Genomic DNA, 24984 nt, shown 5'->3' with positions numbered 1-24984 from the left:
TTATTTACCTCTTCTTGCTCTTCTAGTTTTTTTAGCTGGAGCGTTTTCTTCGGTTTTTTCAGGTTGAACACCTTTTTGCAATACTTCACCTTTAAAAATCCATACTTTAATACCTATATTTCCATAAGTAGTATGAGCTTCAGCAAAACCATAATCAATTCTTGCTCTTAAAGTATGAAGTGGAACACGGCCTTCTAAATACCATTCTGTTCTTGCCATTTCAGCTCCACCTAAACGACCTGAAACTGAAACTTTAATACCTTTAGCACCTGCTTTTTGCGCTCCTTGAATTACTTTTTTCATAGCTCTTCTAAAAGCAATTCTTTTTTCAAGCTGAGTTGCTACACTTTCAGCTGCAAGTTGAGCTGAAGCACCTGCTTTTCTTTCTTCTTTGATATTGATATTAACTTCTTTACCAATTAAATTTTGAAGCTCTTTTCTTAAAACATCAACATCGCTACCTTTTTTACCTATAATAATACCAGGTCTTGCAGCAACAACAGTTACTCTTAATTTTTTTGCTGTTCTTTCTACAAGAATTTGGCTAATTCCAGCATAATAAAGTTTTCTTTTTAAGAAAGTTCTTATTTTGTGATCTTCACCTATATTTTCCGCTAAATTAGCTTTTGTAGGAAACCATCTTGATTCCCAATTTCTATTTATTCCTAGTCTTAAACCAATCGGATTTACTTTTTGTCCCATATTAGCTTTCCTTTTTCACTGATGCTTTTTTAGCTTTTGTAGTTTTTTCAACTTTTTCAGCTTTTATTTCCGTTTTACTAACTTCTACTAAAATATGTGAAGTTGGCTTTCTAATACGGCTAGCGCTTCCTCTAGCTCTTGGTCTAAATCTTTTTAAAACAGCACCCGCATCAACACGACAACTTGAAACAACAACTTCATTTGCTTCAAATCCTCCATTTGCTACAGCACTTGAAATAGCATTTGCTATAAATTTAGCACCTTTATTTGGCATAAATTTTAAGCTAGCTAAAGCAAGCTCTGCATTCATACCTTGAACTTCTCTTGCGATTAATCTCGCCTTAGTTGGAGATAATCTTATGAATTTAATTAATGCTTTACTCATAAATCTCCCTTATTTACCAATTTTCTTTTGAACAGAGCCTTTGTGGCCTTTAAATGTTCTAGTAGGTGCAAATTCACCTAATTTATAACCTATATGGTTTTCAGTAATATATACAGGTATAAAACTCTTTCCATTGTGAACATTAAAAGTTAAACCTATCATATCAGGTATAATAGTGCTGCGTCTTGACCAAGTTTTAATTGGTTTACCATCATTAGCTTTTTTAGCAGCGATGACTTTTTTCATTACATGCTCATCAACAAAAGGACCTTTTTTTAGTGACCTAGCCATCTTACTTTCCTTTTCTTCTTGAGATTATTAGCTTATCGCTAGCTTTTTTACGACGAGTTTTGGCACCTTTAGTTGGTTTACCCCATGGAGTAACTGGATGACGGCCTGAATTTTTCTTACCTTCACCACCACCATGTGGGTGATCAACTGGGTTCATAGCCGAACCTCTTGTTTGAGGACGAATACCTCTATGGCGATTTCTTCCTGCTTTACCGATAGTCACATTTGACCATTCTTCATTACCAACTTCGCCTATACTTGCCATACATTCAGCTAAAACTTGTCTCATTTCACCGCTTGCAAGTCTTAAGATAACATATTTTTCTTCTTTACCCATAAGTTGCGCATAAGCTCCTGCTGAGCGAATCATTTGACCACCTTTTCCTGGTTTTAATTCTATATTATGCACAATAGTACCCACTGGGATGTTTCTTAATTTCATTGCATTACCTGGCTTAATATCAAGTCCACTTTCAGCAGCACAAACTACATCACCAACATTTAAACCTCTAGGCTGTAAGATGTATCTTTTTTCACCATCTTTATAAGAAATCAATGCTATACGGCAATTTCTATATGGATCATACTCAATTGCTTCAACTTTACCTTCGATTCCAAATTTTCTTCTTTTAAAATCAATAATTCTATAAAGCTTTTTAGCACCTGCTTGTTTATGACGACTTGTTATTCTACCATTGTTATTACGGCCTGCATGTGCTGGAAGTTTTATAAGCAAAGAGCGAACACTAGCTTTTGCTGTAATATCTTCTGAACTTATGCCTGTTATGTATCTTCTACTTGGAGTATATGGTTTATAAGTTTTAATTGCCATTTTATGCCTCCGAACTTTCTAAGCTTACACCTTCTGGTAGCTTCACATAGAATTTTTTAAAGCTATTTCTTTGACCTTCACGACCTCTAAAACGCTTTACTTTTCCATCCATTTTTAAAGAATTAATTCTTACTGGAGTTACACCAAAATACTCTCTTAAAACCTCTTTCAAGCCATTTTTTGTCATTCTTGGAGAAGTTTGAATCACTACAACACCTTGCTCTTGAAGGCTTAAGCTTTTTTCAGTGTAAAGTATTGTTTTTATATCAGTAATATCTGCCATTTTAACCCTCTTTTACGATAGATTCAAGCGCTGCTTTTTCAATAATAACAGCATTAAATACAGATACTAAATAAGCATTTACTTCGCTAATATCAACTACATAGCAATTTGCTAAATTTCTAAAAGCAAGAAGTGTTTTTTCATCTAGTAAATCTTTTACGATTAAAGCATCTTTTAAACCAAGCTTTTTAATAACTGCATTTGCATCTTTAGTTTTACCGCTTTCAATGCTTAAACTATCTACTGAGAATAATGCATTGTTTTGTGCTTTATCAGCCAATGCTCTTTCAAGCGCTAAGCGTTTTTGTTTTTTATTAACTTTTTGAAAATAATTACGATTGTTTGTAGGACCAAATGCCACAGCACCTCCAACCCAAACATTCGTTCTTGTTGAACCTGCTCTTGCACCACCACGACCTTTTTGTCTCCATGGTTTTTTACCACCACCGCTTACATCACTTCTTCCTTTAGTATGAGCTGTATTTGCTCTTAAACTAGCAAGGTAAGATTTTACATATAAATAAAGGTTGTGAGGATTAACTTCTGCATACTTTGCTGGAAGATCGAGTTCACTAGCTTTTTCAAATTTATCATTTAAAACAGTTACTTTACTCATTTTGCAATCCTTATTTTACCCATAGCACCATTAAATCCTGGTACTGCACCTTTTACTACTAAGATGCCGTTTTCTTCATCAAATGAAACTACTTCATTTTTAACAGTAACTTTTACATTACCATAATGACCTGCCATTTTCATACCTGGTTGAACACGACCTGGCCATTCACGGTTACCAATTGATCCGTGGCGTCTGTGGAATCTTGAACCATGACTTGCAGGACCTCCGGCAAATCCATGTCTTTTAACAACCCCACTATAACCTCTACCTTTAGAATTAAAGCTCACTTTTAAAATAGAAGCTTCTTTTAAAGGATTAAGATCAATATCACCTGCTTCTGTGTTTGCCACTTCTAAAGAGGCAAATCTATTATATTCAGCTGAAAGATTATATTTTTTTTGCTGACCTGCTATACATTTATTATTTGCTTTACCTTTTGCATAAGCAACCAAAGCTTTTCCGTTTTCTACTTCACATACTTTAGTTTGAACAAGTTTAAGTAAGGTTACAGGAATGCTTGGTGTGCTAATTGTTCTACTCATACCAATTTTTTCTACAATATATTCCATATTCTATCCTTATTTACCCATAGCTCTTACTTCAACATTGACCTCTGGAGCCAAGTCAAGCTTTGTGAGTGAATCTACCGTATCTGGAGTAGCTGCTACAATATCAAGCATACGCGCATGAATTCTCATTTCAAATTGCTCACGCGAATCTTTATTGATGTGTGGAGATTTCAAAACTGTGTATCTTTTGATTTTTGTAGGCATTGGCACTGGACCTCTTATGTCAGCACCTGTTCTTTTAACAGCTTCTACTATTGCTGCAACTGTGCGATCTAGAACTCTGTGGTCATAAGCTTTTAGCTTAAGCCTGATTCTTTCCATATTATTTCCTTTGTAAAGAACTCGTTAGATTGATAAATCTAACCACCATATAAAATGATGTTGGAATTATATAAAAAGTGCATTTTAATTGTCAAGAAAAATCAATTAATTTTACCTATTTTTTTCCTTATTATAAGGATAAAAAATCATTTTATAAGACTAAAATTATTTTTTATTATTATGAAAATATAAGAAAAAATATAGTATGATTTTATTTAATCAAATTCAAGGGGCATTAGCTCAGCTGGGAGAGCACAACGCTGGCAGCGTTGGGGTCAGCGGTTCGAACCCGCTATGCTCCACCAAATTATTAAAGTATAGTTTATGAAAATACTACAATTTTTTTATGATAATTATCCCAAATTTTACTTACCCTATGAAAGAAAAATTCAAATTCAAAGTCAAAAAAATATCATTATAAAAGGCGGTTTTGCATGTGGTAAAAAAAATTTAATTCTAAATTTTTTGTCTTTATATAAAACAGAAAATATTCTTTTTATTGATTGTTTTGATTTAAAATTTGAAGAAGATATTTTTAAACATTTAAATTCTTTTTTAACTTATAATCCCCAAATTAAATTTTTAGCACTTTGTAATTTTAATCATAATTTTGATTTTAATAGCTTAAAACATTTAAATTTGCAAATCATATTAAGCACTTTTAATGCAAATTTACACATAGATTATTTTGAAGAATTATATCTTGATTATTTAGATTTTGAAGAGTTTTTAAGTTTAAACAAAAAACACATTGAAACAAAAACAATGGTAAGTTATTTTTTACACACAGGCCCAAATATAATGTTAAATCAAAACATAAGCTCTACATATTTAAAAAGCTTTTACAATCCACTAGAATTAACTATATTAAAACAAATTGCATCACAAATTGGCACAGAATTTAGCATTAATGATTTACTAAAAACATTAAAAAATAAAATCAAAATTTCTAAAGATACTTTATATAAAAGCATAAAAACACTAGAGGAAAACTTTACTTTATTCTTTGTTAAAAATTACGAGAAAAACCTAAAAAAAATTTATTTTTATGATTTTTCACTAAAAAATTCTTTAAATATACAAAAAGATTTTCATGCTTTGTTTGAAAATTTAGTTTTAAATGAATTATTTAAATTTAAAAAAGATCTTTTTTATACAAAAAATTTTGATTTTTTTATGCCTGAAATAAAAAGTGCTTTTATATGCTCTCCATTTAAAGATAAGGATTTGATTCTTCTAAAAATAAAAAAAATTCTTAGTAAAAATCAGCTACCACTTTCTTCAATATACATCATAACTCTTTCTCAAAGAGAGAAAATTTTTATCAATGGTATAAAAATCCTTATATTGCCGTTTGATGAGTGGGCTTTGGGAAATTAATCAAATTTATCAAGCCCATGTTGGTTTATAATAGAGATTATAAGCTTAGTATAATTGCTTTTAATCTCAGAATATTTTTCTAAATGATTTGCTGCCTCTTTACCATTTAATTTTTCATTTTGTTTTAAAGCATTCCACCGCCATGCTCTAAATTCTTCATATGCATTATGACGATTTAAATTTAATAAATAAGAATCAACGCTTTCTTGCAAAGTATCAAAAATGCGTATTTTATGAGTCTTTCCAGCACTTCTTTCCTTGGGGATTAAGCCTTTTTCTCCCCAAGTCCATTCTCCAAATAAATTATTTGCCTCTTTTGCAAAACGACTAGTGCCAGTAGCACTTTCTATTATAGCTTGGGCTATGGCTAAAGATTTTGGAACTTTTTGTATACGCATTAAATACGCATTATAATCATATAAATTTTTAACACGATATTTTTCTTTCAACTGCCATAATCTTTGCATGGTATTAGAATTTATATTTCTAAAATTATTTTTTATAGCATTTTGAAAAAAATACTCTATAAATTCTTTTTCTTTATTGATATTTTCAAAAGAAACATCCAATAAAGTATTGATTTTTCCTATAAAAACTTCTCGTCTATCTTTGGCATTTAGTGTATAATAACTATCATCAAAACCACGAACAAATTCAGCTTTTAAAAATAAAAAACTAGTTAGTAAAATTATAATCAGCTTCAAAACAACATCTTACCTTTCCTTTTAAATATATCTGATCATCTTCTAATCTTAAATACAAATCCTCATTGCTTTTTGGTCTTATTTTAACATTATTACTAACCTTATTGTTTAAATGAGCTAAATAAAAACAAGCTCCCATACCTGTTCCACATGCTAAAGTCTCTGCTTCCACACCACGCTCAAATGTTCTTACTCTAATATAATCATTACCTTCAATTTTTGCAAAATTAACATTTGCATTATATTTATCACGGAGTTCTTTGCATAAATTTAAATCAAATTCACTTAAACTTTTTGAAAATGTTACTAGATGTGGAACTCCTGTATTACACATTTGCCAAATTCTGTCTTTATATTCAAAAGCATCTTTTACATCTTTAACACCACTTAATCTAACTTCTACAACATTATTATCAACATAAGATTTAATCAATCCTGCTTTGGTTATAAAATTTAAATATTGTGATTTTTTTAAAACATGGTGTGCAAAATGCGCTGCTGCTCTAGCTCCATTACCACACATATTAGCTCTACTGCCATCACAATTATAAAATTCCCATTCAAAATCATATCTTTCATGAGGCAAAATCACTATCATACCATCAGCACCTATACCTTCATAGCGATTGCATATTTTTTTAGCCAATTCACTACGATATTGTTTATCATTGTCTGCAAACACCACAAAATCATTCCCGCTAGCACAATATTTATAAAATTTCATTTTATAACCTTTAAAATATGTTTTAAAAAATTTAGCACATTTTTTTCAAATTCTTCATAAGTGCTTAAATTATGCACCACAAAATCGGCTAAATTTAGCTTTTGCTCTATAGGCATTTGCAAATTTATCCTTTTTAAAGCCTCATTTTCATCTAAATTATCTCTTTGCATTAATCTTTGAAGCAAAAGTTCTTTTGGAGTATAAATTAAAATGCTCTTTCCTAAATTTTGATAATGATTATTTTCAAAAAATAAAGGCAGTTCTATAAAAAAAGCTTTGTTTTTCTTTTCTAAAATTTGTGCTTTTTTTAAAATTTCTTCTTTGATTTTAGGATGTAAGAAATTTTCTAGCTTTTTTTTGGCTTTTAAATCATTAAACACAATAGCACCGAGTTTTTTTCTGTCTATTTTTTTATTTAAAATTAAATTATCATCATCAAAAAGTTTTGCTATGAAATTTGCATTTTTATCTAAAAGCTCATGGGCTATTTTATCCGCATTTAAAGTATCAAAACCCAAATTTTGGACTATTTTTATAAAACTTGATTTACCCCCTGCTATGCTTGAAGTAACAAAATAAGCATTTTGCATAATTTAGCCTTAAATATTTTTGGTTAAAATACCTTTTAAATTCTTAAAGGAAGATAAATGAATATAAGCTATGAAGATGCAGGCGTAAGTATAGATAATGGCAATGCTTTTGTAGAAGCAATCAAACCTTTAGTAAAAGAAACTTTTAATGAAAATGTTTTAGGTGGCATAGGTTCATTTTCTGGTGCTTTTGCTATGCCAAGTGGTTTTAAAAATCCTGTTATGCTAGCAGCAACTGATGGTGTGGGAACAAAGTTGCGTCTTGCTATAGATTCTCAAAAATACGACACTATAGGCGAGGATTTAGTGGCAATGTGTGTGAATGATTTAATTTGCAATTTTGCTACACCTTTGTTTTTTTTGGATTATTATGCGAGTGCAAAATTAGAAATTGAAGTAGCTAAAAAAGTCGTAGCAGGAATTGCAAATGGTTGTAAAAAAGCAAATTGTGCCTTAATAGGCGGAGAGACTGCTGAAATGCCTGGCATGTATCATAGCAATGATTTTGATTTAGCAGGCTTTTCGGTGGGTATGGCTGAAAAAGATGAAATAGATAGAAGAAATTTTGTAAAAAATGGGGATATTTTACTAGCCTTGCCTAGTAGCGGGCTTCATTCAAATGGCTATTCTTTAGCTAGAAAAGTATTATTTGAAGCACAAAAACTTAAATTTGATGATAAGATAGATGGTAAAAATTTAATCGATATTTTGCTTGAGCCTACAAGGATTTATGTAAAAGACTTTTTAAAATTAAAACCTTTCATCAATGCTCTAGCTCACATTACTGGCGGGGGTTTGGTAGAAAATTTACCAAGAGTTTTTCCAAAAGGCATTGGAGCTGTGATTAGAAAACATCATTTAAAAACCCCTGAAATTTTTTATCAAATAGGCCAAAGTGTAGAAGAATCTCAAATGTATAGAAGTTTTAATATGGGTGTTGGTTTAGTTATAGTGGTAGATCCATCTAATGTAGGCAAGGTTTTAGAAAACTCAGATGCCTTTGTAATAGGCGAAGTGGTATTAAATGAAGGGGTGGTTTTAGAGTAAAATCTCTTAGAATTTCTAAGAGATTTTATTTTTAGTTTAGCGGGTGAAGTTCGTTTGCGTAAAAACTTACTGAATTCATACCTTCTTTGATAGCCCATTCATAAGCTTTTGCTACAAATTCCCAGTTAATGTGCGCGTAGAATTTTTCTAAATACGCAGGGCGTGCATTGCGATGATCTACATAGTAAGCATGTTCCCATACATCTACAACTAAAAGTGGAATTTTACCTTCAGTGATAGGTGTAGCAGCATTGCTTGTGCCAATTAGTTCTAATTTTTGATTTTGAGTGTTATAAACTAACCAAAACCAACCAGAGCCAAATACCCCTGTAGCACCTTTTATAAATTCTTCTTTTAAATTTTCCATAGAGCCAAAGTCTTTTTCAACCGCTGCTTTAAACTCATCACTTAAAGAACAGCCACAGCCACAGCATGTTTTTGGTTTAATGCAATCAAAATAAAAATCATGATTATACACTTGAGCAGCGTTGTTAAAAACTCCACCATTTGAATTTTGTATGATATAAACTAAATCTTTTCCTGCAAATTCAGTATCTTTTATAAGATTGTTTAGGTTATTTACATAAGTTTGGTGGTGTTTGCCATGGTGAAATGCAAAAGTTTCTGCACTTAAAAAGTCTCCAAAAGCATCTACATCATAAGGTAGTTTTCTTAATTCAAACATATTGTTCTCCTTTTTTTAAATTTTGTAATATTCTAACATAGTTAAATTAAAAAAGACTAAATAACTCTTTATTTTTCAAAAAGCACTATTTCACCTTGCACTAAACTCTTTGCCACATCGATAATGCGTTGGTTTTTACTGCCTTTAAATTTTAAAGATAAATCTTTTTGCTCTAAAATAAACTTCCCATCGATTAAAACATCAGCTAAGATAAGTAATTCTTTCATAGCTTGATCTTGAAGTAACTTTTCATAAGTAAAGCCTGTATATATAGTAAGATCAAGCCCTAAAGCCTTAATATGTTTTGCCAAAATGCTTAAATTTTTTGCTTGCATAAAGGGCTCTCCACCACTAAAAGTAACGCCTTGAAGCAAAGGATTTTTACAAATTTCATCATATAAACTTGCTAAATCTTGCAAGTATCCTTTGTTAAAATCATGGGTTTGTGGATTATGACAACCCTTGCAATGATGAGGGCAACCTTGAGTAAAAATCACATAACGCAAACCATAACCATCGACTATGGATTCTTTTATAACACCAGCTAATCTAAGAAAAATCGTGTTTAATTCTTGCATGAACTTCTGCTTTTTTAGCATCATTAAAACGATCAAGCGTTCCTACTAAATAACCCGTGATTCTTCTTATGCGTTCGAATTTAATGCCATCTTCTTTTCTGTGGCATTTTGGGCAAAACTCATCTATCACGCCACTATAACCACACACTGGATCTCTATCTAGTGGAAAATTAATCGAACCATAGCCTATATTGCTTTCTTTCATGCATTTTATAATGCGTTCAAAACTTTCTAAATTTTTACTCACATCGCCATTTAATTCTACATAAGTAATATGCCCACCATTGTTTAGCTCATGATATGGAGCTTCTATTTGAATTTTTTCATATATACTAATAGGAAAATCCACAGGAATATGAAAAGAATTAGTATAAAAATCTTTATCAGTTATGCCTTTTAAAATGCCGTATTTTTTTTGATCTAGCTTTAAAAATCTTCCACTTAAGCCTTCAGCTGGGGTGGCTATGAGCGAAAAATTCAGTTTATCTTTACGCGCTTTTTCATCGACAAATTCACGCATAAAACGCATGATTTGTAAGCCTAAATCCCTTGCTTCTTGACTTTGCCCATGATGAGCTCCAATTAAAGCTATTAAACTCTCACAAAGGCCTATATAACCTATAGCTAAAGTTCCATGTGCTATGATTTTTTCTACATTATCATCAGCTTTTAAAGTATCTGAATCTATCCAAATTCCCTCACCCATTAAAAATGGAAAATTTTTTATCTTTTTTAAGCATTGAATTTTATATCTATGAAGCAATTGTTCATACACAAGCTCTAATTTTTCTTTTAAAAGTGAGTAAAAAAGTTCTAAATTTCCTTTAGCTTCTATAGCCAAACGCACAAGGTTTATACTAGTAAAACTTAAATTCCCTCTGCCACTTGTGATTTCTTTGCTCTCATCATAAACATTTGCCATAACCCTAGTTCTACAACCCATATAGGCTACTTCGCTATTATAATCACCTTTTTTATAGTATTTTGCGTTAAAACTTGCATCTAAAAAGCTAAAATTTGGAAAAAGCCTTTTAGAAGCACACTCTATAGCAAGTTTAAAAAGCTTGTAGTTTGGATCTTTTTCATTATAATTAACACCTTCTTTTACTTTAAAAATTTGCACAGGAAAAATCGGTGTTTCACCATTTCCTAAGCCTTTTATCGTAGCTTTTAATAAATTTTCTATCACCATTTGGCCTTCAAAAGAAGTATCAGTGCCATAATTTAGCGTGCTAAAAGGCACTTGGGCACCTGCTCTTGAGTTCATGGTATTAAGATTATGCACCAAAGCTTCCATAGCTTGAAAAGTAGCATTTTGCGTTTGTTCTAATGCTCTTTTATAAGCATAAGCATTGGCTTTTTCTAAGAATTTTTCATCATCATTTAAGCCAAGTTTTAAAAGTTCTTTAAAGCACTCTTTTTCACTAAAAGCTTGAAATTTTGCGTTATTAAAGCAACGCTCATCTAAGTTTTGTTCTAGTTTTATCTCAAAAAAAGCCTTTATAGCCTTTTTATACTCTTTTTGAAAAGTCTTTGCCACACCTTTTGCCATAGCAAAATCAAAATTGGGTATAGACTGGCCTCCATGCATTTCATTTTGATTAGCCTGCAAAGCAATGCAAGCTAAAGAAGCATAAGATCTTATATCATTTGGCTCACGCAAGCTTCCATGTCCTGTGCTAAAACCCTTTTCAAAAAGCTTTAGCAAATCAATCTGACAACAAGTTTGTGTTAGCATATAAAAATCTTTATCATGTATATGTATATCGCCGTTTTTGTGTGCATTTGCTATGTGTTTTGGTAAAATGCACTCATCTACATAGTATTTTGCACCTTCTGAGCCATATTTTAACATCATACCCATAGCACTATCTGAATTTATATTTGCGTTTTCTCTTTTTAAATCCGCATCTTTAGCATCTTTAAAAGTTAAATCATCATATAAATTCAGCAAATCATAACTACTATTGCGAATTTGTGTTCTTTTTTGGCGGTATAAAATATAAGATTTTGCAGTATTTACTAAGGCATTTTTAATCAAAACTTCTTCGACTTTATCTTGAATTTGTTCAACTTGCGCATGATTTTCATTAAGCAAAGCCACAACCTCATCACAAAGCTTGTCTAAATTTTCATTTTCTAATTTTTTATCTGTAGAATTAAGATTAGCTTTAAAAATAGCATTTTTGATTTTAAAAATATCAAATGCAACTTGGCTTTTATCCCTTTTTATAATAAATTTTATCCTCATGGAAATTTTCCTAAAAAATAATCTCTAAATACTAGAAAATAGCACTTTGATAAGGGTAAGTTTATTACAAAAACTTGATGAAAAGCTTAAAAAATAATCATACAAAAATAGTGTGGATTGATAAAAAGTAGTGGTGACCCATACGAGACTCGAACTCGTGTTACCGCCGTGAAAGGGCGATGTCCTAACCGCTAGACGAATGGGCCATAAATAAAATTTGGATTATATAGTTTTATTGCTTAATAAATACTTAATTTATCTTTAAATTTTAAGAGCAAATTCGGCTAAAAATACAAAAACAAAGCCAAATTAGTAGACTTTGAAAATGTATTAAAGCGTTTATTTTTAAATATCTATTTCTATACCTACTGGAGCATGATCAGAACCAAAAATATCATCTTTTATAAAAGCATTTTTTAATTTGTCTTTTAAATTATTTGATATGAAAAAATAATCAATTCTCCAGCCTACATTTCTTTCTCTTGCTTTCATTCTATAGCTCCACCAAGAATATTTTTCTTTTATATCGCCATTTATATATCTAAAAGTATCTATAAAACCTAATTTTAAAAGCTCATCTATCCAAGCACGCTCAATAGGCAAAAATCCCGAAGTTTTTTCATTTGCTTTTGGATGAGTTAAGTCTATCTCACGATGTGCAGTATTTACATCGCCACATATTATAATCTCTTTTCCTTCTTTTAATAATTTATCTAAGTAAATTAAAAAATCATTATAAAATTTCATTTTAAAATTCAAGCGTTCATCATCTTTTTGACCATTTGGAAAATATATATTAAACAAAACTACATTCTTAAATCTATGCTCTAAAACTCTACCTTCATCATCATCAAAAAATTCACACTTTTTTACTTCACAATCAAAATTACAAAGACTCATTACGCCAGAATATCCGGCTCTTTTAGCACTATTAAAATACATATGCTTAAAATCATATTCATAAATTCTTTTAGGAAATTTATCTTCGTGTGCTTTTATTTCTTGAAAACCTATAAAATCTATATTATCTTTTTCTATCCAATCAAGTGCGTTTTTTTCACAAATAGCTCTTAAGCCATTTATATTCCAAGAAAGTAATTTCATTAAAAAAACCTTTTTAATTAAATATCATTATTGCTATTTTATATGTTATTTATTAATTTTATTCAAATAGACTAAGTTTTTTACTTTCATTACTAAAGGATACACTATGCAATTAAAACTCACATGGACAAAATTTACCCTTTTAAACGCAGTTTTTATCATGGTTTTTAATTTTGAGTTATTTAATTTTATGTATGAAAAAATAGATCAAAATTTCTTACTTTTTAGTGTTTTTTTTGGAATTTATTTTTTCTTGGTATTAAGTGTTTTGTCTTTAGTTTATTTTCCCTTCATCACAAAATTTTTAAGTATTTTTTTACTCAGTACTTGTGCCATATGTAGTTATTTTGTAAGTAATTATGGAGTTTTAATCGACAATCACATGATAGAAAATGTCGTTCAAACAGATAATAGAGAATTTTTTTCTTATTTTAATTTTTATTTTGTTTTTTATATGCTAGCTTTTGTTTTTTTACCTAGTTTAATAATTATTTTTATAAAAATTGATTATCAAAGATATATACTTAAAAAAAGTATATTATTTTTTAGTTCATTAGCACTTTGCTTTACCTTAGCTTTTTGTGTTTCAAAAACACTTTTACCTTTTTTAAGATCACATAATATCATTAGAATGTATAATTTACCATTTTATCCAATTTACTCAAGTGCAGAATACATCAAAGAAAAACTTGCGGGTAAAAAAGAACTTACTATTATTTCAGAAGATGCTAGTTTAAAAGATTCAAATGCATCTAAATTAATGATTTTAGTAGTAGGAGAAACCGCAAGAGCTAGTAATTACTCTTTGGGTGGATATAGCATAAATGATACTAATTTCTACACTAAAAATATACCTAATTTGGTGTATTTTAACGAAGTAAGTTCGTGCGGAACTGCTACTGCTACAAGTTTGCCTTGTATGTTTTCAAGACACAAAAGAGCTACTTTTAATAACAACTTATACGAAGAAAATGTTTTAGATATTTTACAAAAGGTCGGAGTGCAAAGCGTTTGGTTTGGAAATAACTCAGGAGGTTGTAAAGGAAACTGCGATCGCATAAAACATCAATTAATCTCAAAAGATTATGATGAGGATTTGCTTAATCTTGTAAAAGAAGAACTTAAAAATACCCAATCAAACAAAATCATCATCGTGCATTTACAAGGTTCTCATGGGCCAACTTATTATAAAAGATATCCAAATGAATTTAAAAAATTTACTCCAACTTGCGATACAAGCAAACTAAACACTTGCACTCATGAGCAAATTGCCAATACCTATGATAACACTCTGCTTTATACAGATTTTATCATCAAAAATCTTATAGATTTACTCAAGCAAAATCCAAACAAAGAAGCTTCTTTGCTATATTTATCCGATCATGGAGAAAGTTTGGGTGAAAATGGAATTTATTTGCATGGTATGCCTTATTTAATAGCCCCAAAAGATCAAAAACACATTCCAATGATATTTTGGAGTAAAGATGAAAAATTAAGCCAAGAATTACAAACTAAGAAAAACTATAAACTCTCCCAAGATAATCTTTTTTCAAGTTTATTGGGATATTTTGGAGTAAATAGTAAAGAATATGAAGCAAATTATGATATATTTAGCAAAAATTTAAAGGAAAATCCTTGATGAAACCAAAGTATTCTTTATTTAAAAATGCAAGTTATGCTTTAAGTGGGATTAAATTTTTGCTCAAAGATGAAATGGCATTTAGGATAGAATTTGCCATTATTTTACCCTTGATTTTAATCAGTTTATTTTTACCTGTGAGTTTTTTAGAGCATTTTGTGCTTGTGTTTGTTTTGGTGTTAATTTTGATTGTAGAAGCACTAAATTCAAGCATAGAAGCTTGTGTAGATCTTTACACAAACGAATTTCACATTTTAGCTAAAAAAGCTAAAGATTGTGCAAGTGCTGGGGTGTTTTTTAGCGTGCTTTTGGCTATAATTACTTGGAGTTTTATTCTTTTTGATTTGGTTAAAACATGGATGATAAAGTAAAAACACTATGTATTAAAATTTTTGGTAAAAAACGCTTTGAAATTTTAGAATTTTTAGCCCTTAATGCAGATAATGATGGCTTTGTCTTTGCAAATATCGAAGAGCTTTCTAAACAACTAAACATCAGCAAGCCAACCATCATTTCTACCTTTAAATTTTTAGAAGAAAAAGCTTTACTTGAAAAACTCAAAAACGGCTTATATAAACTCAAATAGGAGATGATTATGAAAATTAAAAATCCATTAGATATGCATTTGCATTTGCGCGATGAAAAAATGCTTGAATTTGTAGCTTTATTTAGTGCAAAAGATTTTAAAGCTGGTGTTATAATGCCAAATTTAATCACTCCTTTGACTAATTTAAACGATTTAAAAGCTTATAAACAAAGAGTTTTAAAAGCTTGTAAAAATGAAGATTTTATACCTTTGATGACTTTATTTTTTAAAGAATATGATGAAAAATTCTTAGAAAATGCAAAAAATGAAATTTTTGCTATAAAACTTTATCCTGCTGGTATCACTACAAATTCAGATAATGGAATTTCAAGCTTTGATATACAAAGATTAAAACCTACTTTAAATGCTATGAGTGAATTAAATATACCTTTATTAGTCCATGGTGAAACTAATGATTTTGTGATGGATAGAGAAGCAAATTTTGCAAAAATATATGAAAAATTAGCTAAAAATTTTCCAAAATTAAAAATAATAATGGAGCACATTACCACTAAGACTTTATGCAATTTATTAAAAGATTATGAAAATTTATATGCAACTATAACTTTACATCATTTAATGATAACACTTGATGATGTAATAGGTGGAAAAATGGATCCACATTTATTTTGCAAACCTATTGCAAAACGCTATGAAGACAAAGACGCACTTTGTGAGCTTGCCTTTAGTGGATATAAAAAAGCTATGTTTGGAAGTGATAGTGCTCCACATCCAATACATACTAAAGAATGCTGCGGTTGTGCGGCTGGAGTTTTTAGTGCGCCTGTTATATTGCCTGTCTTAGCTGAACTTTTTGAAAAAAACTCAAATGAAGAAAATTTACAAAAATTTATCAGCGATAATGCTTGCAAAATTTATAATTTTAATTTTGAAAAAGAAAAAATCATAAACTTAAAAAAAGAAAAATGGCAAGTCCCACAAAAATACAGCGATGTAGTGCCTTTTATGGCTGGAAAAAATTTAAATTTCAAGGTAATTTAACCTTGAAATTTAATCAATAATCAAAAGCTTTATCTTAGCTTCTATGATCTCTTCTACCTCATCTTTTACAAAGCTTTCTAGCTCTTGTTTATTTGCATTAATGCCATTCATACTCAAATGCCACAAAGCATTTTCTATCGCACTTTCTTTGTCTCTTTTTACCACTCTAGTTTCGTTAAAAATTTCACTCTCATAAGGGATATTTTGTGTATTTAAAAAGCTTTGTAAATCCTCTTCATAAAAACCTTTAAAATGTGTATTAAAATGCAAAAATATAGGATCTAAAAAACTACTTTTACGCCTACTTGCCCAACCTAAATACACTTTTTTAGAAGCTAAATTTAAAAAGGCTTTATAATCTTTTTCATTTTGCAAAGCCGGAGACATACTCAAAAATGCTAAGTCAAATTTTGCATTATTGTTTTTATAAAAATTTTCAAAATCTGAATTTAAAGTTTTAACATTATTAATATTATTTTTTCTAGCATCTTCTTGCAAAATTTCAAGCATAGCATTAGAACTATCTACACCTAAAACGCTTTTTGCTTTTTGTGCTAAATGCAAAGTCCAAACACCACTTCCACAGCCTATATCTACCACACCTTGCCCTTGTAAAGAACCAAGTTTTGCAAAAGTAGCTTTTTGAATTTCGTTTAAATTAGAGCTATATCTTGCATAGCTTTTTGCTTTTTTATTCCATAAATTCATAATTTCTCCTTGTTTTTTTTATTATAATATAATATTTTTTCATTTTTAAAAAAAAGGAGAACTTATGAAAGTCATATTGATTTGTTTATTGTCGTTTTTAAGTTTGTATGCTAAAGCTTTAGTTAGCGTAAGCATAGCTCCTCAGGCTTATTTTGTGCAAAAAATAGCCAAAGATACTCTAGATGTTAATATAGTCATACCCCCTAATGCCAATGAGCATACTTTTGAATTTAAACCAAGTGGAATTTTAAAACTTGAAAAAAGTGATATTTATTTTACAGCCAATTTAGAATTTGAAAAAATTTGGATTTTAAAACTAAAAGATGAACTAAAAAACACTAAAATCATCTCTATGCAAAAAGATATCAAACTTTTACCTATGCAAGAGCATGCACATGAAGGACACCATCATCATGGAATGGATCCTCACACATGGCTTGATCCACTTTTAGTAAAAACCATGGCAAAAAATACTGCCTTAGCTCTTATAGAACAATACCCTCAAAATAAAGCATTTTATGAGCAAAATTTAGAGAATTTTTTAAAAGAACTTGATGCTTTAAATTTAAAAATTCAAAGCGTATTTAAAGATATTAAAAGCAGATATTTTTTAGTTTATCATCCCTCTTGGGGGTATTTTGCCAAAAGGTATGATTTAATCCAAGTTCCTATAGAGCTTGAAGGCAAAGAACCTAAGCCAAAAGATTTGCAAAATCTTTCCAAGCTCATAAAAAAAGAGCAAATCAATACTATTTTTATACCAAAAGCAGCCAATAACAACACTATAAAATCCATAGCATCTACTCATAATCTTAAAATCATAGAACTTGATCATTTAGCTTATGATTTTGAAAATACTCTTTTAGAAGATGCAAAAAATATAGCAAGTGCATTAAAATGATAAAAATTGATATAAAAAATTTAAATTTTTTTTATAATCAAGATATGGTTTTAAAAAATATCAATCTAAACTATGAAAGCAAGGATTTTTTAGCCATAGTAGGGCCAAATGGTGGAGGAAAATCCACACTTTTAAAACTTATATTGGGTTTGTTAAATAATCAAAAATGCATTCATTTTAGCAATATAAATTTAAAAGATATAGGCTATGTCCCACAAAATACCCTAGCAAACCCAAATTTTCCTGTGCGTGTGCAAGAGGTGGTGATGATGGGTAGAGTGGATAAAAAAATCTTTGGCTTTTATACAAAAAAAGACCGCCAAAAAGCTTTAACGGCCTTAGAAAAAGTAGGTATGAGAAATTTTTGGGACAAAAAAATCAATGAATTAAGTGGCGGACAAAGACAAAGAGTTTATATAGCAAGAGCCCTAGCAAGTGATTGCAAACTTTTAGTTCTTGATGAGCCAACCGCAAGCATAGACACAAAGGGCTCTGTGCAAATTTTTGAACTTTTGAAAAAACTTCATGAAAGCGGGGTTGGAGTGATAGTAATTTGCCATGATTTGAATGTATGCTTAGCTTATGCAAATAAAATAGCCTATTTAAACAAAGAATTATTTTTGCATGAAAACACCCCTGAAAAAAAGGCACATTTACTCAAACACTTAAGTCAAAATCATTCTCATTTTTGTGATGTAGAACTTAGCTTAGATCAGTGTTATTGTGAAGGAAAAAACCATGCTTGAGCTTTTATCTAGTTCTTTTATACAAAATGCTTTTTTAGCTGCATTTTTAACTAGCATTGCGTGTGGGATTATGGGAACTTTGATTATGATTAATCGCTTAACTTCAATGGCTGGTGGTATAACGCATGGGGCTTTTGGGGGCATTGGTATAGCATTTTATTTTGGTTTGCCTGTATTAATTAGCACAAGCCTTTTTACTTTGTTTTTAGCCTTACTTGTGGCATTTTTAGTGCAAAAATACCCCTTTAGAAGCGATAATATAGTCGGGGTTATATGGGCTTTTGGAATGGCTGTGGGAATTATTTTTATCGATTTAAGCCCTGGTTATAATAATGATTTAATGGGATATTTATTTGGTAGTATTTTATCTGTGCCAACACAAGATGTAATCTTATTTACCTTTATAGATGTAGTTTTTATTGTTTTGATTTTACTTTTTTATCGTCAATTTGAAATTCTTAGTTTTGATAAAGAATTTGCGAGTTTAAGAGGGGTTAAAACCAATATTTTTCATTATCTTTTAATCGCAATGCTAGCTTTTTGTATAGTAATTAGCATTAAAGTTGTAGGGCTTGTTTTAGTGATAGCTTTGCTTAGCATACCTGCTTTTATCGCTGAAAAATTTTCTAAAAAACTCGGACAAATGATGATAATATCAACACTTTTAAGCATAAGTTTTTGCTTAATAGGGCTTTTTGTAAGTTTTTATTATAACCTTGCAAGTGGTGCTTGTATTATAGCAAGTGCTTGTATTGGTTTTATGCTTTATCTTTGCTTTAGCATAATTTTTAAAAAATTGACTTAATTTTTTTCATAAATTCTTAAAAAACTAGCAAATCTTGGCTTGCCATTTTTAGTTAAGCCATAGTATTTATAAGTGATGATAGAACCAATAGGCGGTGGATTTTCACGCTCTTTGTCTTTAAAGCCGGTGCCGATTTTAAAACTTACTTTTTTATCTTTTATATAAGCTTCACAAAGCAAAGAACCTAATTTACCTTCAAATTTACCCTTGCCTTTAAAATGCTTTTTTACTACACATTCTCCATCATCAAAAGGTTTTAATTTATAGGCATTTTCTGATCTTTTTCTTTCATAAGCAACATCATTTTTTCTTATAATCAACCCCTCGCCTTTGTGATTTAAAACTTCTTGATAAAAATGCTTTAAATGCTCTTTATTTTGTATACGAATTTGAGGAATGATTTTTATAAATTCATTTGGATTTTCAACTAAATATGCTTTTAAAACTTCTAATCTTGCTTCTAAAGTACAAGGATTTAGTTTAAATTCCTCACAAGCATTTGGTACATCAAAGACATTGTAACTTACTTTTTGCCAAAGCTTTTCATCAGGATTTTCTTGGCGTATTAAAGATGCGATTTCTTCAAAAGCTTCTCTTTTAATCCAAAGTTCTCCATCTAGCTCAAATTTTGGAAAATTTTTTGTGAAAAATGAAGGAAGTTTTATAGCATTTCCTGCTCTTGTTTGCATAGACTTACCACTCCAAAGTCCTCTTACACCATCGAGTTTTTCGCTCATGAGATAATGGCTTAAATTTACATCTTTAAATGCTTTTTCATCATAAACTTTAAAAAGCAAAATATCTTTTGCAAAAAGAGAATTTAAAAAGAGAGTAGAAAGAAAAACAAGGCTTATAAATAGCCTTGTTTTAAGATTAAAGTGCTTTTTTAGCAGCATCTGCAATTTTTGCAAAAGCAGCTGCATCATTCATCGCTAAATCAGCTAGAATTTTTCTATCAAGCTCAATGCCTGCTTTTTTAAGACCATTTATAAATCTTGAATAACTAATATCATTTAGTCTGCAAGCTGCATTGATACGCACTATCCAAAGACGGCGGAAATCGCGTTTTTTGCGGCGTCTATCACGATACGCATAAACCAAACTTCTTTCTAATTGTTCTTTAGCTTTTCTAAAGTGTTTGCGGCGACCACTATAAAAACCACGCGCAAGCTTTAAAACCTTTTTATGTCTGCGGCGTCTTACAACACCTGTTTTTACTCTTGCCATATTTATCCTTTCACAAATTGGCGTTCGTTAAACGAATCTTGCCCTTTAAAAAGGGGAGTTTGAATGACTTTTTTGTCAAAAACTAAATTTAAGCGAGCTTAAATTCCTAACATTTTTTCAACCGCTTTAACATTGGTTGAATGAACATACTTAGAAGTGCGAAGATCACGCATTCTTTTAGCAGGTTTTTTTGTCAAAATGTGGCTTCTAAAAGCTGAGCCTCTTTTGATTTTGTTTTTACCTACTTTGAAGCGTTTAACAGCACTTTTAACGCTTTTCATTTTTGGCATGTGTATCCTTTGGATAAATTTTTTCATAAAAGAAAGCTATCATTTTACTATAAAAATGCTTTAAGAAAATTAAATTTAGCTAATGTAAATTTAAGGAATTTTCTTAAAATTAAGTAAAATATCAAAATCAAAAATTTTCAAGGAAAACTATGAATAATCTTTTAATCCTTTACAATCCTTACTATCAAGATAATGTTATCAAAGAACACTTACAAATTCTGCTTAATAAAGGCCAAGTTGCTTTTGCTAAGGTAAAATCAAAAATCAACGATCAAAACAATTCTTTCGAAAAAGACTTAGAAACAATTTATGCTAACACTAGCAAAGATAATCCTTTGCAACTTTTTTTAAGTGATTATGCAAATTTTTTTGTAGCAAAAGTTATAAAGGTAAGCAAAAACTTAGATGATGAGAATTTATTACCAAGTTATTATAAAGAAAAGAATTTTAATATCGAGCATTATTTTATCATAGAAGATTTAAAAGAATTAGTTCGTGAGGATTTTACAATTGTGAAAAATCATTATCTATCAAATTTTACCACGCCAAATTATAAAAACAATTCTTATGCTATCTATGGAAATTCTTATATATATCCTTTAATCATCAAGCAAAAAAACGAGATTAGTTATTTTTTAGATGAAACAAAACATTATTTAGATGTTTATAAAAGCCAAGAGTATTTGCAAATTCAAGATATTTTTAAAAAATACATCTTTGGAAATGAGCTTTTTCACCTTTTACACCCTGATAGCATTAGCAATATAATATACGCTGAAATGGAATTTGATAAAAACAAACAAGATCCTTTGTATGATTTTACTTCTATCATTGTTAAATACTCTAAAACTTTAGAATATGAAATTTATGATTTTTGTAAAAAAGTATTTTTACAACTTTGCCAAAAAGATGAAAGCATAAAAAACATAAGCTATAGCGTGCAACAAAATACTTATACATTAAATGATTTTTTTAAACATAAACCAAACATAGGCACGATGAAGTTTTTACTTATCAATAAACAAATTCAAGACTTACTTGAAATAAAATGTAAAAATTTTATCATTTATGAGCTTTGCAAACACATCAACACCTTGCAAGATGTAAGAAATTCAGCCGTCCATGAAAAAGCCTCATCGCTAGAGCAAACTAAAAAGTTAAGAAATCTCATCTTAGGTATAGATACTTTTAGTGTATTAAAAGGAATTTTAATGCAAAAACAAAGATTAGACGATAAACAAGTATTGTAAATCACAATACTTGTTTGCTACACCAATAAACTAATAAACATATCTTTTATATTTTGAAATTTAACTCTTATGTGACACAACCTGTCATAAGGCTAAAATATAATTCCTTTTGTAAATCAAAACAAAAGGAATTATTTATGGGAAAATTAGGTTTTATTTTAGGTGGAGTAGCTTTAGCTGCAACTGGATATGGATTAAAAAAATGGTATGACAAAACCAAAGAAGAAAACGCATATTGGACTGATGATCCAAAAGACATAGCATGTGAAATGCTTGGGCAAGCCGCTGAAAAAGTTTATAATGTAGTTGATGCGGTGGATGATAAATTTTTCAACGAACCTTTGGTTGTTTCGGATTTATTTGGCGGAAAAGAAGCTATAGAAAACAACCCAGAACTCAAAGAAAGATACGAGCAAACATGCACTAGTATAAAAGAGATTTTTGAAAACGCAAATCCGAGTGAAATAAAAGAGCAAAAATTAGATAATGTTAATAGTTAAATTATATAAAGGAAATTGAATGATACGCCCTATGCCATTTAAAAAAGTATGTAAAAAATGCGGATACTCTAAAGTGATAGTTCCAAAATCTGATGTTATGTCTTTTAGTGATGAAATTTTTTCTTGCCCAAAATGCAAAGAACCACTCCAAAGAAAAAACGCAAATGCCTTAGAAATGGCATTTGGTACCATATTAAGTGTTTTTAAAAGATAATGTTTTTATGACATAAGCTGTCACAGAGCTAAAATATAATTTTATAAAAATTTAAGAAAGGAATTAAATGGCAATAGTAATTGGCATTATAGTTATGATAGCTACTGCTATATGGGCCATAGTTTGTGGTACTTTTTGGGCTTTACTTATATTTGTTTTATATTGTGTTATTTTGCCAAGTTTATTTTTAATAGAAAAATACGGAATTGTAAATGTAGCGGTGTCTTATATACTAATTTTAGCGGGTATAATGGTGCTTGTAAGGATTATTAAAAGTAAGTAAGCTAGTAAACCCTTGACATTATGGGGGGGGGGTATTGATATAATAACAAAATTTAAATTGAAAGGAAAAAGATGGCGTATAAATATGACAAAGATTTGGAATTTTTAAGAGAATTAAATGATGAAGTTTTAAACGATTTGGTAAAAACTCTTACCCACGATGATGATGGTAAACCAAGATATACAGAGGAATTAACCAAAAACGAACTTTATAAAAAGCATTATCCACAACATGAAAAATACATAGAAGCCATAATGGAAGAATTGCAAAAATTTGGCGGTAATACTATTGCTAATAAATTCCGAGATAGTGGTATTTTATATGAAGAAATTCTGCAAGATGTTGCTGAAAAATTAAAAATAAATTTTAATAAAGATGATACAGTCTTAGAAATAGAAGAAAAAATTTTAAAAGATACTTTCAAAAAATCCATCGAAAAACTATCTCCAGAAGAATTAAAAGAGCTTTCACAATCTTTGGGCTTAAAAGATATCACTAACTACTCTAAAGATGTTATTTTAAAATATACAGAAGTGAATTCGAGTTTAGTTTTAATGTTTGGTATTTCGCAAATGCTTATAAAAGCAATTAATCAATCTATACTTAAATTTACTGCAGGTGCTGTCGCTCAAAGAGCTGGAGCTAGTTTTTTAGGTCCTATTGGCATGACTATAACTGGTCTTTGGACACTCAATGACATAGCCGGAACAGCCTTTAGAGTTACAATACCAGCTGTATTTCATATAATACATCTAAGACAACATTATCTTTTAGAAAAACAAGAACTAGAAAAAAGTAAAGAGAAAAAAGTACAATTAAAAAATGAAATACAAAATGGTAAAAAATATAGTATTAATGAGCTATTTGATCAAAAATTAAACATTTTAATAGCTGGTCCCACTGGTGCTGGTAAAAGCTCTACTATAAAAGCACTATTTGAATATGAGGGAAAAGAACTTGATATAGAAATCGGAACAACAGCTAAGCCAGAAACTAAAGAAGTTAAAGATTTTAAACTAGACAATTTAACAATCTATGATTCGCCTGGTTTTGGAGATAGTGAAGAAAACGATAAAATATATAAAAATCAAATCGAAGAATTATTGAAAAAAAGGGGCGACGAAGAAATTGATCTTGTTTTAATCACTTTAAACGGTGCAAATCTTAGAGATTTAGGTACTTTTTACAACCTAATTAAAGATACCATTATGCCCACATTAAAAGACAAAAAAAGAATATTGATTGCTATTAATAAATGTGATAAAGCTTCAGATATACCAAATTCTTTTGATTATGAAAAAAATCAACCTAGCATAGAACTAATAGAAAAACTAGACAAAGATGTAGAAATCATTAAAAAAAGAATTTATGATGATACTAAAATAGATGTTGATATAATATACTATGCAGCAGGATACACCGATAAAACAAAGAAAAAACAAAAATCATACAATCTTAAAAAATTGCTAGCATATATCATTGATAAAACACCTACAGAGAAAAGATTTGTTTATTTAAAATATAAATCACAAAATGAAACAAATTTTCAAGACAATGATAACATTGAAAACTACAATGAAAAAATAGGAAATTCTTTTATAGAAACGCTCAAAGAATATGCTGTAAAAGGCGTAGAAATAGCAAAAGATTTTATTGATTTTACAAAAAGTGAGCAATTTCAAGAAGTCATAAATGTTTTCAAGAAAATATTTAACTCTTCAAAAAGTTCAAAAAAATAACAATTTTGCTAGTCTAAATATTTAGACTA

33 protein-coding genes and 2 tRNA genes are annotated in these 24984 nt (G+C 29.7%); 15 read left to right on the top strand and 20 right to left on the bottom strand.

What is annotated here, in order from left to right; translation table 11 throughout:
• Genes rpsC through rpsJ form a run of 8 tightly spaced genes read right to left on the bottom strand, consistent with a single transcriptional unit; the run spans nt 1 to nt 4002 of the window.
• On the bottom strand, nt 1-702 hold the full coding sequence (rpsC, locus tag CPEL_RS00330) for a 30S ribosomal protein S3 (protein ID WP_044598111.1): 702 nt from the start codon (nt 700-702) through the stop codon (nt 1-3).
• A gap of 1 nt (nt 703) precedes the next feature.
• A complete protein-coding gene (rplV, locus tag CPEL_RS00325; RefSeq protein WP_044598110.1) occupies nt 704-1087 on the bottom strand; it encodes a 50S ribosomal protein L22 in 384 nt (127 codons plus the stop codon).
• A 9-nt stretch (nt 1088-1096) separates the two neighbouring features.
• A complete protein-coding gene (rpsS, locus tag CPEL_RS00320) occupies nt 1097-1378 on the bottom strand; it encodes a 30S ribosomal protein S19 (protein ID WP_044598109.1) in 282 nt (93 codons plus the stop codon).
• A gap of 1 nt (nt 1379) precedes the next feature.
• A complete protein-coding gene (rplB, locus tag CPEL_RS00315; protein WP_044598108.1) occupies nt 1380-2210 on the bottom strand; it encodes a 50S ribosomal protein L2 in 831 nt (276 codons plus the stop codon).
• A 1-nt stretch (nt 2211) separates the two neighbouring features.
• Complete coding sequence (locus CPEL_RS00310) at nt 2212-2493, bottom strand: 50S ribosomal protein L23 (RefSeq protein WP_044598107.1); 282 nt, start codon at nt 2491-2493, stop codon at nt 2212-2214.
• 1 nt (nt 2494) lies between these two features.
• Nucleotides 2495-3109, bottom strand: coding sequence for a 50S ribosomal protein L4 (gene rplD / locus CPEL_RS00305; protein WP_039617137.1), 615 nt, complete (start codon nt 3107-3109; stop codon nt 2495-2497).
• Nucleotides 3106-3681 (bottom strand): 50S ribosomal protein L3, encoded by a 576-nt coding sequence (gene rplC / locus CPEL_RS00300; RefSeq protein ID WP_044598106.1) that lies wholly within the window; start codon nt 3679-3681, stop codon nt 3106-3108. The genes rplD and rplC overlap by 4 nt, the downstream gene beginning before the upstream one ends.
• Before the next feature lie 9 nt (nt 3682-3690).
• Nucleotides 3691-4002, bottom strand: a complete 312-nt coding sequence (rpsJ, locus tag CPEL_RS00295) for a 30S ribosomal protein S10 (protein ID WP_012660810.1) — start codon at nt 4000-4002, stop codon at nt 3691-3693.
• 229 nt (nt 4003-4231) lie between these two features.
• Here rpsJ and CPEL_RS00290 point away from each other — a divergent pair.
• Together CPEL_RS00290 and CPEL_RS00285 are read left to right on the top strand one after the other, a co-directional pair.
• Nucleotides 4232-4307, top strand: a tRNA-Ala gene (locus CPEL_RS00290).
• A 19-nt stretch (nt 4308-4326) separates the two neighbouring features.
• A complete protein-coding gene (locus CPEL_RS00285; RefSeq protein ID WP_044598105.1) occupies nt 4327-5382 on the top strand; it encodes an ATP-binding protein in 1056 nt (351 codons plus the stop codon).
• Here the strand turns inward: CPEL_RS00285 and CPEL_RS00280 are convergent.
• Genes CPEL_RS00280 through coaE form a run of 3 tightly spaced genes read right to left on the bottom strand, consistent with a single transcriptional unit; the run spans nt 5379 to nt 7400 of the window.
• Complete coding sequence (locus tag CPEL_RS00280) at nt 5379-6086, bottom strand: glucosaminidase domain-containing protein (RefSeq protein WP_044598104.1); 708 nt, start codon at nt 6084-6086, stop codon at nt 5379-5381. The genes CPEL_RS00285 and CPEL_RS00280 overlap by 4 nt on opposite strands.
• Nucleotides 6058-6810 (bottom strand): diaminopimelate epimerase, encoded by a 753-nt coding sequence (gene dapF / locus CPEL_RS00275; protein WP_044598103.1) that lies wholly within the window; start codon nt 6808-6810, stop codon nt 6058-6060. The genes CPEL_RS00280 and dapF overlap by 29 nt, the downstream gene beginning before the upstream one ends.
• Nucleotides 6807-7400, bottom strand: a complete 594-nt coding sequence (coaE, locus tag CPEL_RS00270) for a dephospho-CoA kinase (protein WP_044598102.1) — start codon at nt 7398-7400, stop codon at nt 6807-6809. Before coaE ends, dapF begins: the two co-directional genes overlap by 4 nt.
• 57 nt (nt 7401-7457) lie before the next feature.
• On the opposite strand from coaE, the gene purM reads away from it, so the two are divergent.
• Complete coding sequence (purM, locus tag CPEL_RS00265) at nt 7458-8447, top strand: phosphoribosylformylglycinamidine cyclo-ligase (RefSeq protein WP_044598101.1); 990 nt, start codon at nt 7458-7460, stop codon at nt 8445-8447.
• Between the two features lie 31 nt (nt 8448-8478).
• Here purM and sodB read toward each other — a convergent pair whose 3' ends face one another.
• The 5 genes from sodB to CPEL_RS00240 all read right to left on the bottom strand — a co-directional run bounded on the left by sodB (nt 8479) and on the right by CPEL_RS00240 (nt 13065).
• Nucleotides 8479-9132, bottom strand: a complete 654-nt coding sequence (gene sodB, locus CPEL_RS00260; protein WP_044598100.1) for a superoxide dismutase [Fe] — start codon at nt 9130-9132, stop codon at nt 8479-8481.
• Nucleotides 9133-9200: 68 nt separating this feature from the next.
• Nucleotides 9201-9710, bottom strand: a complete 510-nt coding sequence (gene nrdG / locus CPEL_RS00255) for an anaerobic ribonucleoside-triphosphate reductase activating protein (RefSeq protein ID WP_044598099.1) — start codon at nt 9708-9710, stop codon at nt 9201-9203.
• Nucleotides 9682-11961 carry an anaerobic ribonucleoside triphosphate reductase gene (locus CPEL_RS00250; RefSeq protein WP_044598098.1) on the bottom strand — a complete coding sequence of 760 codons (2280 nt, stop codon included), beginning with the start codon at nt 11959-11961 and terminating at the stop codon, nt 9682-9684. The genes nrdG and CPEL_RS00250 overlap by 29 nt, the downstream gene beginning before the upstream one ends.
• 131 nt (nt 11962-12092) lie before the next feature.
• Nucleotides 12093-12167, bottom strand: a tRNA-Glu gene (locus tag CPEL_RS00245).
• A 139-nt stretch (nt 12168-12306) separates the two neighbouring features.
• Nucleotides 12307-13065 carry an exodeoxyribonuclease III gene (locus tag CPEL_RS00240; RefSeq protein WP_044598097.1) on the bottom strand — a complete coding sequence of 253 codons (759 nt, stop codon included), beginning with the start codon at nt 13063-13065 and terminating at the stop codon, nt 12307-12309.
• Nucleotides 13066-13171: 106 nt separating this feature from the next.
• Between CPEL_RS00240 and CPEL_RS00235 the strand changes: the two genes are divergently transcribed.
• Genes CPEL_RS00235 through pyrC form a run of 4 tightly spaced genes read left to right on the top strand, consistent with a single transcriptional unit; the run spans nt 13172 to nt 16292 of the window.
• The gene (locus CPEL_RS00235; RefSeq protein WP_044598096.1) at nt 13172-14704 is read left to right on the top strand and encodes a phosphoethanolamine transferase; all 1533 of its coding nucleotides are present in this window, start codon (nt 13172-13174) and stop codon (nt 14702-14704) included.
• Nucleotides 14704-15075, top strand: coding sequence for a diacylglycerol kinase (locus CPEL_RS00230; RefSeq protein WP_044598095.1), 372 nt, complete (start codon nt 14704-14706; stop codon nt 15073-15075). Before CPEL_RS00235 ends, CPEL_RS00230 begins: the two co-directional genes overlap by 1 nt.
• Nucleotides 15060-15290 (top strand): replication/maintenance protein RepL, encoded by a 231-nt coding sequence (locus tag CPEL_RS00225; RefSeq protein ID WP_044598094.1) that lies wholly within the window; start codon nt 15060-15062, stop codon nt 15288-15290. The genes CPEL_RS00230 and CPEL_RS00225 overlap by 16 nt, the downstream gene beginning before the upstream one ends.
• 9 nt (nt 15291-15299) lie before the next feature.
• Complete coding sequence (gene pyrC / locus CPEL_RS00220; RefSeq protein WP_044598093.1) at nt 15300-16292, top strand: dihydroorotase; 993 nt, start codon at nt 15300-15302, stop codon at nt 16290-16292.
• 9 nt (nt 16293-16301) lie between these two features.
• Here pyrC and CPEL_RS00215 read toward each other — a convergent pair whose 3' ends face one another.
• A complete protein-coding gene (locus CPEL_RS00215; protein WP_044598092.1) occupies nt 16302-17000 on the bottom strand; it encodes a class I SAM-dependent methyltransferase in 699 nt (232 codons plus the stop codon).
• Between the two features lie 64 nt (nt 17001-17064).
• Here CPEL_RS00215 and CPEL_RS00210 point away from each other — a divergent pair, with 64 nt between their 5' ends.
• The 3 genes from CPEL_RS00210 to CPEL_RS00200 are packed head-to-tail and all read left to right on the top strand — an operon-like array spanning nt 17065 to nt 19452.
• Nucleotides 17065-17901: a zinc ABC transporter, periplasmic solute binding protein gene (locus CPEL_RS00210; protein ID WP_044598091.1), complete on the top strand. Its 837-nt coding sequence runs from the start codon at nt 17065-17067 to the stop codon at nt 17899-17901.
• Nucleotides 17898-18647 (top strand): metal ABC transporter ATP-binding protein, encoded by a 750-nt coding sequence (locus tag CPEL_RS00205; protein WP_044598090.1) that lies wholly within the window; start codon nt 17898-17900, stop codon nt 18645-18647. Before CPEL_RS00210 ends, CPEL_RS00205 begins: the two co-directional genes overlap by 4 nt.
• Nucleotides 18640-19452: a zinc ABC transporter, integral membrane protein gene (locus tag CPEL_RS00200; protein WP_044598089.1), complete on the top strand. Its 813-nt coding sequence runs from the start codon at nt 18640-18642 to the stop codon at nt 19450-19452. The genes CPEL_RS00205 and CPEL_RS00200 overlap by 8 nt, the downstream gene beginning before the upstream one ends.
• On the opposite strand, the gene CPEL_RS00195 is transcribed toward CPEL_RS00200, so the two are convergent.
• The 3 genes from CPEL_RS00195 to rpmI all read right to left on the bottom strand — a co-directional run bounded on the left by CPEL_RS00195 (nt 19449) and on the right by rpmI (nt 20969).
• Nucleotides 19449-20348: a DNA ligase gene (locus tag CPEL_RS00195; protein WP_044598088.1), complete on the bottom strand. Its 900-nt coding sequence runs from the start codon at nt 20346-20348 to the stop codon at nt 19449-19451. The genes CPEL_RS00200 and CPEL_RS00195 overlap by 4 nt on opposite strands.
• Complete coding sequence (gene rplT, locus CPEL_RS00190; RefSeq protein WP_039617097.1) at nt 20326-20679, bottom strand: 50S ribosomal protein L20; 354 nt, start codon at nt 20677-20679, stop codon at nt 20326-20328. The genes CPEL_RS00195 and rplT overlap by 23 nt, the downstream gene beginning before the upstream one ends.
• Before the next feature lie 98 nt (nt 20680-20777).
• Nucleotides 20778-20969 carry a 50S ribosomal protein L35 gene (gene rpmI / locus CPEL_RS00185; RefSeq protein ID WP_012660788.1) on the bottom strand — a complete coding sequence of 64 codons (192 nt, stop codon included), beginning with the start codon at nt 20967-20969 and terminating at the stop codon, nt 20778-20780.
• Between the two features lie 149 nt (nt 20970-21118).
• Here rpmI and CPEL_RS00180 point away from each other — a divergent pair, with 149 nt between their 5' ends.
• From CPEL_RS00180 to CPEL_RS00160, 5 genes are all read left to right on the top strand, one after another.
• Complete coding sequence (locus CPEL_RS00180; protein ID WP_044598087.1) at nt 21119-22219, top strand: HP0729 family protein; 1101 nt, start codon at nt 21119-21121, stop codon at nt 22217-22219.
• A gap of 137 nt (nt 22220-22356) precedes the next feature.
• A complete protein-coding gene (locus CPEL_RS00175) occupies nt 22357-22719 on the top strand; it encodes a hypothetical protein (protein WP_044598086.1) in 363 nt (120 codons plus the stop codon).
• A gap of 19 nt (nt 22720-22738) precedes the next feature.
• Complete coding sequence (locus CPEL_RS00170; protein ID WP_044598085.1) at nt 22739-22933, top strand: hypothetical protein; 195 nt, start codon at nt 22739-22741, stop codon at nt 22931-22933.
• 67 nt (nt 22934-23000) lie between these two features.
• Entirely contained in the window at nt 23001-23216 is a 216-nt protein-coding gene (locus CPEL_RS00165) for a hypothetical protein (RefSeq protein WP_044598084.1), read from the top strand.
• A gap of 71 nt (nt 23217-23287) precedes the next feature.
• Nucleotides 23288-24955, top strand: coding sequence for a GTPase family protein (locus CPEL_RS00160; protein WP_044598083.1), 1668 nt, complete (start codon nt 23288-23290; stop codon nt 24953-24955).
• Nucleotides 24956-24984 lie beyond the last annotated feature (29 nt).

Origin of the sequence: Campylobacter peloridis LMG 23910, assembly GCF_000816785.1 — a bacterium.
Taxonomy (GTDB): Bacteria; Campylobacterota; Campylobacteria; order Campylobacterales; family Campylobacteraceae; genus Campylobacter_D; species Campylobacter_D peloridis.
The sequence above is the reverse complement of the archived record's forward strand: the minus strand, read 5'-3'. Positions and strand labels throughout refer to the sequence as shown.